Annotated in this window: 12 protein-coding genes; all 12 read left to right on the forward strand. The window is 59.3% G+C overall.

The window, feature by feature from the left end:
* The first annotated feature begins 25 nt into the window (after window positions 1-25).
* Complete coding sequence (locus ACWBU6_RS09135; RefSeq protein ID WP_452648492.1) at window positions 26-256, forward strand: hypothetical protein; 231 nt, start codon at window positions 26-28, stop codon at window positions 254-256.
* Window positions 253-1245, forward strand: a complete 993-nt coding sequence (locus tag ACWBU6_RS09140; protein WP_452648493.1) for a YdaU family protein — start codon at window positions 253-255, stop codon at window positions 1243-1245. The genes ACWBU6_RS09135 and ACWBU6_RS09140 overlap by 4 nt, the downstream gene beginning before the upstream one ends.
* A gap of 16 nt (window positions 1246-1261) precedes the next feature.
* On the forward strand, window positions 1262-1894 hold the full coding sequence (locus ACWBU6_RS09145) for a hypothetical protein (RefSeq protein WP_452648494.1): 633 nt from the start codon (window positions 1262-1264) through the stop codon (window positions 1892-1894).
* 28 nt (window positions 1895-1922) lie between these two features.
* Window positions 1923-2504, forward strand: a complete 582-nt coding sequence (locus tag ACWBU6_RS09150; RefSeq protein WP_452648495.1) for a hypothetical protein — start codon at window positions 1923-1925, stop codon at window positions 2502-2504.
* A 191-nt stretch (window positions 2505-2695) separates the two neighbouring features.
* A complete protein-coding gene (locus tag ACWBU6_RS09155) occupies window positions 2696-3055 on the forward strand; it encodes a hypothetical protein (RefSeq protein ID WP_452648496.1) in 360 nt (119 codons plus the stop codon).
* Between the two features lie 56 nt (window positions 3056-3111).
* Window positions 3112-3303 carry a hypothetical protein gene (locus ACWBU6_RS09160; protein ID WP_452648497.1) on the forward strand — a complete coding sequence of 64 codons (192 nt, stop codon included), beginning with the start codon at window positions 3112-3114 and terminating at the stop codon, window positions 3301-3303.
* Window positions 3284-4216 carry a phage tail tube protein gene (locus ACWBU6_RS09165; RefSeq protein ID WP_452648498.1) on the forward strand — a complete coding sequence of 311 codons (933 nt, stop codon included), beginning with the start codon at window positions 3284-3286 and terminating at the stop codon, window positions 4214-4216. The genes ACWBU6_RS09160 and ACWBU6_RS09165 overlap by 20 nt, the downstream gene beginning before the upstream one ends.
* 69 nt (window positions 4217-4285) lie before the next feature.
* Window positions 4286-4612 (forward strand): hypothetical protein, encoded by a 327-nt coding sequence (locus ACWBU6_RS09170; RefSeq protein WP_452648499.1) that lies wholly within the window; start codon window positions 4286-4288, stop codon window positions 4610-4612.
* Window positions 4613-4710: 98 nt separating this feature from the next.
* Window positions 4711-4992, forward strand: coding sequence for a DUF1799 domain-containing protein (locus tag ACWBU6_RS09175; protein ID WP_452648500.1), 282 nt, complete (start codon window positions 4711-4713; stop codon window positions 4990-4992).
* A 48-nt stretch (window positions 4993-5040) separates the two neighbouring features.
* Window positions 5041-9492 carry a hypothetical protein gene (locus tag ACWBU6_RS09180; RefSeq protein WP_452648501.1) on the forward strand — a complete coding sequence of 1484 codons (4452 nt, stop codon included), beginning with the start codon at window positions 5041-5043 and terminating at the stop codon, window positions 9490-9492.
* 53 nt (window positions 9493-9545) lie between these two features.
* On the forward strand, window positions 9546-10952 hold the full coding sequence (locus tag ACWBU6_RS09185; RefSeq protein WP_452648502.1) for a hypothetical protein: 1407 nt from the start codon (window positions 9546-9548) through the stop codon (window positions 10950-10952).
* Entirely contained in the window at window positions 10952-12502 is a 1551-nt protein-coding gene (locus ACWBU6_RS09190) for a hypothetical protein (protein WP_452648503.1), read from the forward strand. Before ACWBU6_RS09185 ends, ACWBU6_RS09190 begins: the two co-directional genes overlap by 1 nt.
* Window positions 12503-12521: the final 19 nt, after the last annotated feature.

Genomic DNA, 12521 nt, shown 5'->3' on the forward strand with positions numbered 1-12521 from the left:
TGGCCTTCCAACACATGAGGGTGCTATGGCAAGTGACAAGCAGGTGATTGCGGCTCTCGGTGGGCCAACCAAGGTCGCCGAACTCCTGGGCTACCCCAAACACGGTGGCATCCAGCGTGTGCAAAACTGGATCACTCGAGGCATACCGGCCAAGGTAAAGCTCGCACATCCAATTCTTTTTCCGCATACCAATCAAGAGGTGTCCGATCCAGTGTCAGCGCAGGCATCGAGGATGGGATCGAAAGACTCCGCATGAATTACTACCCGCATCATATCGGCGACTTCAACAGTGCTACGCGACATCTTACGCGCCTTGAACGAGGCATATACCGCGACATGCTCGACCTGTACTACGAAAAGGAGCACCCGCTGCCAAGTGACCAACGAATTTTGTTCCGGCGTCTCTTGATTATCTCGCCCGAGGAGGTCACGGCGGCCAAGCAGGTCCTGGAAGATTACTTCGTTCTTACGGAGGCTGGCTGGCATAACAGTCGCTGTGACCGCGAGATCGAAGAATATCGCGCCGGCGTTCGCAGTGGCAATGCAGGGGCGCGTATGCGCGCATGGGGAGCGGCAGAGAAGTTCATTAAGGCGAACATTGAGGGGGGCGATGTTGGGGCGGCTGAAACGAAGCTGGCTGAGTTTGTGCGCAAATGGGGCGACACAGCTGAAAGCCAGGCATGTGCCGATCTGATCGCGCGGAGCAATCGCGAAGCGGTTGCTGAAGGGGCCCGATCGAATCGCGGAGTATCCGCGGATGGTTCGCGGTTACCTAATGCTGAAACCAACCAGAACCACAACCAAAAACAGAACCAGAACCAGAACCAAGTTAACCCCCAGCGAGGGTCAACTCTGGGCGACGGCGAAAGCGCACACGGGGCGGCGATGCTTAGTGTTGAGTTTCGAAAGCACGGTGTGCGCGCTCAGCCTGCCGATCCACGTCTGATCCAGATGGCAGCACAAGGTGTGACTGCCGCGACGGTCGCTGCTGCTTGCGAGGAGGGCCGGCGCAGCAAGGGCGAATCAATTAGCCTGGGCTACGTGAAAAGCATACTGGAGCGCTGGTCGCGCGAGGCGGCGCAAATGACAGTGAGCGGGGCTCGCGCACCCAAGCCAGGGCATGCTGGCGGGATCAAGGCGGCCCGCATGGCAACGATTACAGGTTTGACGGGAGGAAGCGGCAATGAGGGAGTCCACAATATCATCGACATCACACCGGCAGGCACTGCCTATCGCTTGGGTTGAGTCGCTCTTTAGGCGGATGCACTTCGCCTACGGAACGCGCTTCGTCGACATGTGGGCGGGGGTTAACCCGGATGAGATGAAAAGCTACTGGGCGCAGCGCCTGGGCGAGTTATCCAGGTCTGAGCTGGCAACAGGTTACCGGATGCTGGAGTCACGGGACTGGCCACCGACGCTGCCGGAGTTCATCAAACTCTGCCGGCCGAACCTGGAGCCCGAACCCGCTTTTCATGAAGCTCTGCTTCAGGGCATTAAGCGCGAAAGGGGTGATCCGGACGATCCCGATATTTGGTCCCACCCGGCGATTTACTGGGCGTGGGTAAGAGTCGGCGCGTTTGCGATGACGAATCAAGGATACGAAGCCCTGCGACCGCGTTGGATCGACGCCTTGCGGCACTTCGCCGAACAGCCGGAACTAGCGCCGGTTCCAGAAAAGCGCAGGGAACTTCCGGCGCCAGGTAAGGCGAGGCTGCGGCCGGAACGGGCACGGGAGCTTCTATCGCAATTAAAGGTGAAAGGCATCCCGCAGCGTGCCGGCATGACAGGGCAGACCGGTTGGGCGCATGCGATCCTAGAGAAGTACGAACGTGGTGAGCGGGTGTGTATTGCGTCGATTGAAATGGCGGAACAGGCGCTGGGTTTGCGAGCGTAGGATTTAGATTAGAAGAAAGGGAGAATGAATGAGTGCAGTGCTGATGGTTGAAGGATTTGTTTTCGTTGAGGAGTCGAGCCGCGGGCGGTCGCCTCTCGTGCAGGCGAAACCGAACGAGAGTGAGCGGCCAATGCCCACGGCGCGCCAGGAGTTCCTGGCGCGTATGGATAACTGGCGCAAAGTCGTATACGGGAAGGTTAGCGCAGGCGCCAACTCGCAATACTGTGCGAGCTGGGCCCGAGCATACGTACAGCGCCGCGTTGCAGAAGAACCACCAGAGAGTGACGTGATTGAGGCGCGTGTGCGGCCACTCAGTCCTTTGGTGCCCGCGGATATGCTTGACGGTTGGCTGGTAGAAGCTGCGTGGCGTTCGATGGGGTGCTATAACGAACGCCAGGCGCTAAAAGCGCTGTACATTCAGCGCTGGCCTGCAGATCAGATTCGACGCTTCCTGCGCGGAGTACGAGGTTCGCACGTGCCACTCGTGATCGCAAAGGCTGAAAGAAATTTGCAAAGCATCTTGAACAAATTGGACGACACCGTTATAATTCCATCTACAACTTGTCTGCCGGGGCGTCCCGAGCCTTCAGCCGAAACGGCGTCTCCTTGATGGAGGCGCGTGTTCGACTGAAGTGAGGCAAGCAGAATAAGCCCGCACCAGCGGGCTTTTTTATTTTCAAGCCCAGCATGGCATCCCGCCATCGCTGGGCTTTGTCGTTTTCGGCCATTGCATTTGCATGGCGGCGTTGGGCGATAACGTAAAGCGCACCTTAATGCAGCGATCAGAAAGGCGAATGGAACATGACCATTTCGAACAGGACCATTGAAGAGATTGTGTCCGCGGCATTGGTATCAGTGCTGCCAAATACCCATGCCGTGGCATTGCCTGCGTCCGTGACCTGGCCCGCCTTGGTGTTCAAGATTGATACGGCGCCGGAATCCAGGTGGGTGCTTGGCGGTGGCTATGCGCAGCATGAAGTCAAGGTCAGTACTTTCGCCCGCAGCCGGAGCGAGATCAATGACCTGAAGGAACGAAATCTCGCCGCGTTGGAAGTATTGGATGAATTCCTGGGCGACGGGCTTTCCGGCGATGCGGAGTACCAGCTCGAGACGGGAGTGTACGTTTACGTGCAGAACTTCCGGCTTCGAACACGGCGTTAGGCATCACTTTTTCAACTGGCCCGCTATCGGGCCATTTTTTTTTGGAAGGAAGCAACGTGAAAAAACGCATTTCCCCGCCTGTAGAACTGGCGGGCGAGGCGCAGTCGGCATCCGCTCCCGATCCCTTTGCGGGACTGGGCGGCAGCTATGTACGCGAGTCGGGATCCGACAAACGTGTGCCGACCGCAGAAACCCTGATTCATCACAAACAACAACGAAAGGAAGTCAATGGCCAAGAAATCGCGTAACGCAGTGCTGCTGGTGAAAATCCAGCCGGTCGCTGGGACCGATGCTGCCCCAACCGGCGCCGCAAACGCCATTATGGCGATGAACATCTCCGCCCAGCCTGTCACGGCGGAGTTCGCTAAGCGCAACAACATCAAGCCTTACCTGGGCAATATGGGCAGCGTGCCTGTCGCCATCCACGCCGAGATCAACTTTGAGGTCGAGATGGCTGGTGCCGGCGCCGCCGGTACCGCACCGAAGTACGGCCCGCTGCTGCGCGCCTGCGCCTTCAGTGAAACCATTACGGCAGGCACCAGTGCGGTCTATGCACCGGTCTCCAACGCCATGGAGTTCGCGACCATCTACTACAACCTGGACGGCATCCTGTACAAGATGACCGATGCAAAAGGCACCGTCAGCTTCGAGCTGAACGCCAAGGGCATCCCAGTCATGAAGTTCAAGTTTATCGGCATGTACAGCACCCCGACCGATACTGCGTTGCCGACCGGTGTCGACTACTCGGGCTTCAAAGACCCGGTAGCGGTGAACAAGGACAACACGCCAACCGCGTCCCTGCACGGCGTTGCCGGCAAGGTGCAGTCCATCAGTGTGGATATGGCGAACCAACTGGTTTACCGAAACCTGATCGGCACCGAAAGCATCGAGATTCCAGATCGCCAGCCGACCGGCTCGTTCGTGATGGAACTCGACTCGGTCGCAGCCAAGGACTGGTACACCACGATCAAGGCCGGAACCCTGGGCCCGCTGTCGGTCGTGCACGGCCGGACCGCCGGCAACATCGTCGAGCTGGCCGCGCCGAAGGTCCAGGTGCTGGACCCGTCCTTCAGCGACAGCGACGGCATCGTGATGCTGACTACTAAGCTGGAAATCCAGCCGAACACCGGCAACGACGAGTTCGTCCTGACCGTGCGCTAAGCCGGTCATATAAACGACCCCAAGGCCCGCATGCGCGGGCCTTTTTCATTTCAAATAGGATTAAGCAACATGGCATTCAAAATCGCTCTGACCCCGACCTACCGCACCAAAGTATCCGTTGAACTCCCTACTGAAGGCGGCCGCATCGAGAAATCCGACTTCACCGCCGAGTTCAAGCGCGTCAACATGGACCGTATCGACGAACTGCGCAAGCTGCCGCAAATCGACGTGCTGCGCGAGGTTGTTGCAGGCTTCAGCGGCTTGGTCGACGACAACGGTACCGAGGTCAATTTCAACCAGGTGAATCTGGAAGCGCTGCTGGCGATCCCACACGCGATGTTCGCGATGGCCGACGCTTTCTGGACCTCGATCTACAAGGCGAAGGAAAAAAACTGATCGAGGCGGCGCGGTACTGGGCGGGGGAGCGTCCCACCGCGCGCCAGATCAATGCCGATGTCGTCGAGCAGCTCAAGGCGCTCGGTGCGCCGCAAGAGGTGGTCGCCCAGGCGGAGGACGCGGCGGCGGCGAAAACCGTCGACGACGACTGCCAGGTGTTCGAGGACAACTGGCTGGCGGTGACCACATTCTGCACGTTGGCGACCCAGTGGAAGCTCCTCCTGGGCGCTGCAGACGTTCTGTACGTCGGCCTCGATTACGGGGCCGTCGAAACCGTATTCCGCCTCGAGCAAGTACCCGCTGCCGACTGGCGAGCGGTGTTCCAGGATTTGCGCGTCATGGAGCGGGCGGCGCTGCCGCTGCTGAACGAGCGCTCTTGATTTCCCGTTTTCAGCCCGCAAGCGGGCATAGTCTTCTTTGGAGTTTTTATGTCCGCACTTGGATCTTTGGTAGTTTCGCTCGCGCTGGAAGATTCCGGGCCCGCGCCGCGCCTGAAATCTTTGGCAGTTTTGCTCACGCTGGAAGATGCCGAGTACACGCAGGGCCTGAAGCGGGCCGAACAGGCCTCGCAAACTTTTGCGCAACGCGTGCAGAAGTATCTTGAAAATTGTTCCGGCCCAGGCGCCGATTTCATGCGCAGCATGGTGAAGGGGGCATATGGTGCAGTCCAGGCGATGGCGTCGGTCGGCAGCGCGATCGAGTCGCTGAGCAGTTCCACATTCGATGCGCTGAAGGACGCCGTGAACAGCATGGCGGCGCTGGATGACCTGATGCAGAAGACCGGTTCGTCTGTCGAAAACCTGTCGCGCCTGCAGCAGGCGGCCAGCGCCTTTGGTCAAGACTTCGGCGACGTCGACGCCGCCTTGTCACAGCTGGCCAACGGAATGGCTGGGGTCCGGGGGGATAGCGATAAGGTCACCAAGGCTCTGAAAGCCCTTGGCATCTCGGCGAAAGATGCAGCGGGAACGATGCGCGATCCTTCCGAGGTCTTTATCGAGGCGTCAAAGAAGCTGGCGACCTACGGTGACAGCGCAGATAAAACGCGCCTGCTCAACGACCTGCTCGGACAGTCGGGTGCAAATCTGCTGCCCTACATGAATGACGTTGCCGAGAGCATCGACAAATTCCAAGGCGTGAATGCCGAGGCGGCTGCCAACGCGGCGCATCTCCAGGATCAGCTCGGCATGGCACGCGCGAAGTTCGAGGAGTTAGCGATGCAGATCGCGGCCGGTGCGTTGCCGGCATTGAATGACCTGGTCTCGGTGTTTCTCGAATCCGCAAACGAGGCGGATGGCCTGACGGCCACCGACGTGTCAGGCTGGGCCGATGACGCGGCAATTGGATTCGCCAAGGTGGTGGACTTTGCCAAGCTGACGGTACGGACAATTTCGGCCATTGGCGGAAGTTTCAAAGTCGTTATGGCAGACATTGCGACGGGTGCCAAGTTGGCCTTTAACGCTCACCCGGTAGTCGCCATCACGAAACGCGCGTTGGGCGGCGATCCCGCAGAAGATGCCCGTAAGGCGCTGGCCGAACGCAGGGCGGTAATTGAAGCAGCCAATAAGGAATGGGCTGACCTGGCAAACAAACCCACCGACGAGTATGAGCAGGCCATGCGGAAGCGCATTGGCAACCGCAAAGCTAGTACGGCCGGTGGTGGCGGCGGGAAAAGCGGCAAACCCACCCTGAAATACAGCGGCAAGGACGGCTCTTCGAAAGAGGCCAGCGATTACGCAAACCTGAACAAGTCGCTGCAGGAACGGATTGCCTTGGGCGAACGCGAGCTTGCGCTGGGGAGGCCCCTGCAGGAGTCCGAAAAGGAATTGGCCGCCATTCAACGCGGTCGCGCTCAAGGTACCGTCAAGTTGACTGATGACGAGTTTGCGAAGCTGCAGGTGAGCATTCAGCAGTTGGAGGTCAACGAGCGCCTTATCGCAAGTCAGAAAGAAGCTGAGACGTTAAGGAAGAAGCGGTTAGAGGAAACCCGCAAGGCGATCGAGGATGCGACCAGTGAGGCAGAGCGCAATGAGAAGCTGGCCGAGACCATCGGAAAAACGACTGCGGAGTTGAATGCTGCGAGCATTGCGCGTACGCAAGAGCAACTGGCGAAGCGCGATGCAAGTAAATTGAACCAGGAGGAAGTCGACGCGCTGGAACGCCTGATTGAAGCGAAACGAAGGAGCAATGCGGCTGCGGAGCGGGTCGATGAGTTGCAGGGCGCGAAAAAGGGTCTTGACGACCTGGATGCCTACCTGAAGCCGGAAAAGGCCAAGCGCTTCGGCGATGCTTTGCGCGATGCGTTTGGCTCGGCTGCTGCCCCATTGGCGGCCTTGAGCGACTCCCTGGAGGACTTCGTTGACAACCAGGATGCGATTGCCGATAAGCGCGAGGCCGCCGCGCAGGCCCTGAAAACCGGCCTGATCGACCAGAAGAAGTACCAGCAGTACATGTCTGATCTGAACGACAAGGAGGCGCAAGATCGGCTGGCCGGCTTCAGTAGGATGGCGGGCGCGGCAAAGGGCTTCTTCGGCGAGCAATCAAAAGGCTACAAAGTGCTTCACGCTGCCGAGCAGGCCTTTCACGTAGCCCAGCTGGCGATGTCGGCGCAAACGATGGTCAAGAAGTTGTTCTTCAAGCAGACCGAGGTCGCTGCGACTGCCGCGGCAAACACGACCAAGCTGGCCGGCGAGGCGACTACCACCGCCGCGTCGACCGGATTGGCCGCGACCGAGGCCAGCGCCTGGGGCGTAACCGCTGTCGTTAAGGCGATCGCGTCGTTGCCATTCCCCTTCAACCTGGCTGCCGGCGCCGCAACCTTGGCTGCTGTGATGGCCTTGGGTGCCAAGGTGACCGGTGGTGGTGGCGCGGCAGGTGCCGGTGGCAAGAGCATGGCGGAGCAGCGTCAGGCAGAGAACGGCACCGGATCGATCCTCGGTGACCCTACTGCCAAATCGGAATCGATCGCCAAGTCACTTGAAGCGATCAAAGACAACACTTATCAGGATCTGGCGATCAGCCAGGGAATGCTGACCGCGCTGCAGGCCATCGCCACCAGCATCAGCGGCTTGAGCAGCCTGCTGTTCCGAACGGATGGATTCACTGCGGCGGTATCGGGTGGGGTTGCGTCTGGCGGCATCCTCGGCAAGATGAAGAGCTCGATCTTCGGTGGAAAGACGACCGTTGAAGACATTGGCCTGTCGATCGGGAAGGAGTCGCTTGCGTCCCTTCTGGCGAGTGGAGCAGACGTCAGCAGGTACGTCGACACGAAGAAAAGCGGCGGTTGGTTCCATAGCGATAAGCGTTCCAGGACGCAAAACGCGCTCGGTCCTGAAATCAATGCCCAATTCACCAAGGTGATTGGCGGTCTCAGCGATGTAATCCTCGCCTCGGCAGATGCCCTTGGCTTGTCGGGTGACGCTTTCGCTGCCCACCTGAATTCGTTCGTCGTGGACATCCGTGAGATCAGCACGAAGGACATGAAGCCGGATGATGTCGAGAAGGCCCTGAATGCTGCGATGAGCAAGTTGGGGGACGACATGGCGAAATATGCCGTGAACGGCCTTTCCGGCTTCCAGAAGGTCGGCGAGGGCTACCTCGAAACCCTGACCAGGATTGCGAACAATTACCAGACTGTGGACGTCGTGCTGGCATCGCTGGGAATGACGTTTAACTCCGTTGGCACAGGTTCGATCGGTGCTCGGGAACGTTTGATTGAGCTGGTCGGAGGCCTTGATGACTTCACGTCCAAGAGCGAACGCTTCCTGGGCGACTTCTATAGCGACGATGAAAAGGCCGCGTCTTTGCGGGCACGCGTCAAGCCGACGCTGGATCAGTACGGATTGAGTGCCGATGGCGAGGACGCCATGAAGAAGTTCCGGAACTATGTAACAGGCCTGGATCTGACGACGGCATCGGGCGCGAAAGCGTACGCAACCTTAATCGGCATCTCCGGCGCCTTCAAGGAAATCGTGGACGCTGGCCAGGACGTGCTGGACGAACGCCGCGATCTGCAAGAACAGCTGGACGAGCTGACGATGACATCGTCGCAACTGCTGAAGAAGCAGCGCGACGCTCTGGACGGAAGCAATCGCGCCCTGTTCGACCAGGTGCAGGCGGCGCAGGCTGCAAAGGATGCACAACAGGAAGCCAAGGACAGCCTGGGCAACTTCATCAGCCAGATGGAGTCGTTCGCCACCACGGCTGCGGGCTTGAACAGCAGCCTGGTGATGGGTGAACTGTCCATGCTCACGCCGCAGCAGCAATATGCTGAGGCACGCAGGCAGTTCGAGGAAATCCGCAGGCTGGCCGCTGCTGGCGACACGACTGCCCAGGGCAAGTTGAGTGGCGCCGAGCAGACCTTCCTGCAGATGTCGCAGAAGATCAACGGCAGCGACGCGCAGTATTCGTCGGACCTGGCCTTCGTGATGCGTACCAATGACGAGCTGGCGCAATGGGCGATCAATTCGGTTGACGTTGCCAAGGCAAGCCTGGATGCGCTGAACGATTCGGCGGCTACCCTGGCGGACATCAGCGCTACGCTGAAAGAGATCGCCCAGAAAGGCGTCTTGCAGCCGGTGTTGAATAACCGGGCCGAAAAGCCTGCAACGATCCAGGCGTCCAATGCGATCGATTACTCGGTCATTGGAACGAGCAACATGGTTTCGCTGGTTGAGGAGATCAAGACCCTGCGTGCGTCGAGCCAGGCAATGGCCGCTGAACTGAAAGGCCTCCGTGCCGATCAGCAGCAGCAAACGGGCGACCTGATCACTTCTGGCGCCGCGGCCACGCAGCAAGCTGCAGCGACGGTGGTGGAAGGCGTTCGCAGTGCCGTAACCGATGCCGCGTATATCGAGGCAAATTCAAGGAGGGACTTATCCTGATTACAGATGCACAATTTTCCTCATGGCTGGAAGACGCCGGTGCGCACCGCGTGATGCTGTTCGAAGTCGGCGTCAAGAGCGCCGGCGCCGATACCATCCGGTATCTTTCGAACAAGGCATACATCGGGTCGGCCACCACGCCATACCAAGCGGTTGTGGCCGGCGGCTTGAAGATTACCGAGTCGATTGCGATGGACGCTGGCGCCAGCCTGTCCGCCGGCGATATCGAAATCTTTAACGCCGATGGCGCGCGTGATTCCTGGTTGGACGACACCTGGGCCAATCAGCCGGTCAATGTATTTGTCGGCGACGTGCGCTGGGAGCGGGCGGATTTTCGTCAGGTGTTCAGCGGCGTCATCATTGACATCGGCTGCAAGTCGCGGGATCGGCTGAACCTGCGGCTGGCCAACAAGCTGGAGCGCTTAAACACTCCGGTGACCGACACCAAGATCGGCGGCAACGCGACCAATCCTGATGCATTGGTGCCAGTGCTGCTTGGTGAATGTCATAACATCAGCCCGGTTCAAACCAATCCGGTCACACTGGAGTACGCCTTTGGCGACGGCGTGAACGAAGCTGTTGCGGAGGTGCGCACGGAAGGCAAGCCGCGCGGGGCTGTGACCGTAACACCCGGCACCGGCAGGATCGTGTTCAACCAGGCAGTCGGCACGGGTGTGGTGACCTGTTGCGCCCAGGGGGCGAAGTACAACGGCAATTACGTCAATACCATTGGTCAATTGGTTCAATACCTGGTGACCCAGCGCGGCAAGGCGACCACCCGCTTTAGCACGGCGGACCTGGACAGCACGCAGTTGGCTGCCTTCGAAGCGAAAAACCCTCAGCCAGTCGGTCTGTACCTGACCGATCGCACCAACGTGCTGGTGGCCTGCCAGCAGCTCGCCAGCAGCGTAGGCGCCCAAGTCGTGGTGTCGATGGAAGGCAAGTTGCGGCTGATCCAGTATGCGATTCCGACCGTGGCCACGACCGAGATCCGCCAGTCGCAGCAGATTGACCGAAGCATCACGATAGTCAACCGCGGCGAGGTTGCCGCTGCGGTGAAGGTTCGGTACTGCAGGAACTGGACCCCACAGGCATCCCTGCAGACGTCCTTGCCTGATGCGCACAAGGAGCTGTATGCGCAGGAATGGCAATCTGTCACCGCCGTCGATCCAGTCGTTCAAGCGGCATACAAACTCGACGCCGAGCCGAGGGAAGTAGATACGTGCCTGCTGAGGAAATCTGACGCCCAGGCCGAGGCAGGCCGGCGGTTGGCGATCGTCAAGTCGCCGCGGATGACCCTCAGGTTTGACGGCACGCCTTCGCTCCTGCTGATCGAGCTGGGTCAGGCCGTGAAGCTATTCAGCAATCGCTTCGGCCTGGCGGCAGGCAAGGTCGGCCTGGTGACTTCGCGTACGGTTGATTGGGAAACGCTTCGTTCTACCTTGGAGGTAACTGTCTAATGGCAGCCTTTGTAAATGATCGTACCGTGTTGATCATGGCAGCGGTGCCGCGCTACGCACCCCCCACTGACCGGGGGATGTTCCTCACGCCATCGTCTGCCGTGTTCAAGATGGCACCGGATGGACAGTCTGCGTCGCCGGCGTCGTTCACGTTCAAGGCGAATCTGCTCAACATGTCTGGTACCGTGGCGTTCAACTGCAGCGCCGGCATCACGCCGAACGTGAATGGAAATGAGGTGACGGTGACATATGCGAACTTCGCGGCTGTCACCGGCACAATTACTGCAACGATCACCGTCGACGGCGTGCAGTACACGCAGGTAGCCACGCTGACCAAGGTGGCGGACGGTGCGAATGGGGCGCCCGGAGCTGCCGGAGCCGCCGGCGCGCGGGGTAACGTTGATATCGCAGCGGTGACGACTTCCAGCGTGTGGGTCGATGCCGAAGCTGTTAATGCGCTGCAGGCCGCTGGCTACGGTGCTCCCAAAGCGCGCGACATGGTGACCTTGTACAAAGCCGACCGGACGTTCGGCGTTCAAAAGATGTACAACGGTAGCAATTGGGTGATGGTGGACTACGTCTACAACGGCAACATGTTCATCAAGGGATCGATTCTGCCCGAGTCGATCGATACGCGCGGCCTGACCGTCAAGGATGCTTCAGGCAATGTGATTCTGGGTTCCGGAACGAATCTCGACAAGTCGCGCATCAACGCCAACTTCGGGTCAAACCTGCTGTACAACGGCGACTTCAGTTGTGGACTCGACGGGTGGGGTTTTTCCGGTAGCACCGGACCGGCTGTTGGTGCATCGGGCGTCAACTTGGGTGGTTGGTGGCCAGCTTTGGCGCAGAACCAGCCGGGCGCCAACGTGATGTGGGCAAACCAGACAGACGCATACCGGAGTAGTTCTCTTAGTGATGGGACTCATTACTTTGAATATGGCGCTCCCATAGTTCAGGTTGAGCCGGGCAAGAACTACATTGCGAGCGCAAGCACCGGCGCGCATCGCTGTGTTTTGAACCTCTTCATGTATTTTCTGAACAGTTCGCATCAGGTGGTTGGCGTTAGCTCCGGTGCAGGATCGACGTCGGGAGCCGGGACAAACGCAAATGAAGCTAGCGGAGGCACGGCCCTCTCCGGTTACAAGCGCATCTACTCGTCAGGGATTGCCCCTGCAGGCGCGGTGTACTGTAGCGTGCGGCTGCGGAAGTTCGCAACGCTGGCAGGGCATAACGACTCGTACATGTTCGTCGGCCGGGTGATGGTAGAGGAAGCGCCAGCAGGCGTGACGACCCCTGGCGTATGGTCTATTGGTCAATCGGTCACGCCGATCACACCGGGTAACGTCTCGACCTATATCGCGGGCGCGGCGATCGGCGTCGCACAGATTAACACAGCCACTATCGGGCGACTTTCGGCATTGAGTGCCACGATTGGCACGCTTCGCACAAGTGCGAGCGGGGCGCGCACGGAGCTGTCGGACAACGTGTTCAAGGTCTTCGACGGAAACAACATGCTTCGAGTAAGAATTGGAGATTTGTCGTTATGACGATGGGATTGCAAGTGTG

It is taken from the genome of Pseudoduganella sp. HUAS MS19, assembly GCF_053615455.1.

Bases quoted from the DNA above. Each gene is read 5' to 3' on its own strand.
- ACWBU6_RS09135 (WP_452648492.1), top strand. From the start codon at position 26: ATGGCAAGTGACAAGCAGGTGATTGCGGCTCTCGGTGGGCCAACCAAG.
- ACWBU6_RS09140 (WP_452648493.1), top strand. From the start codon at position 253: ATGAATTACTACCCGCATCATATCGGCGACTTCAACAGTGCTACGCGA.
- ACWBU6_RS09145 (WP_452648494.1), top strand. From the start codon at position 1,262: ATGCACTTCGCCTACGGAACGCGCTTCGTCGACATGTGGGCGGGGGTT.
- ACWBU6_RS09150 (WP_452648495.1), top strand. From the start codon at position 1,923: ATGAGTGCAGTGCTGATGGTTGAAGGATTTGTTTTCGTTGAGGAGTCG.
- ACWBU6_RS09155 (WP_452648496.1), top strand. From the start codon at position 2,696: ATGACCATTTCGAACAGGACCATTGAAGAGATTGTGTCCGCGGCATTG.
- ACWBU6_RS09165 (WP_452648498.1), top strand. From the start codon at position 3,284: ATGGCCAAGAAATCGCGTAACGCAGTGCTGCTGGTGAAAATCCAGCCG.
- ACWBU6_RS09170 (WP_452648499.1), top strand. From the start codon at position 4,286: ATGGCATTCAAAATCGCTCTGACCCCGACCTACCGCACCAAAGTATCC.
- ACWBU6_RS09180 (WP_452648501.1), top strand. From the start codon at position 5,041: ATGTCCGCACTTGGATCTTTGGTAGTTTCGCTCGCGCTGGAAGATTCC.
- ACWBU6_RS09185 (WP_452648502.1), top strand. From the start codon at position 9,546: ATGCTGTTCGAAGTCGGCGTCAAGAGCGCCGGCGCCGATACCATCCGG.
- ACWBU6_RS09190 (WP_452648503.1), top strand. From the start codon at position 10,952: ATGGCAGCCTTTGTAAATGATCGTACCGTGTTGATCATGGCAGCGGTG.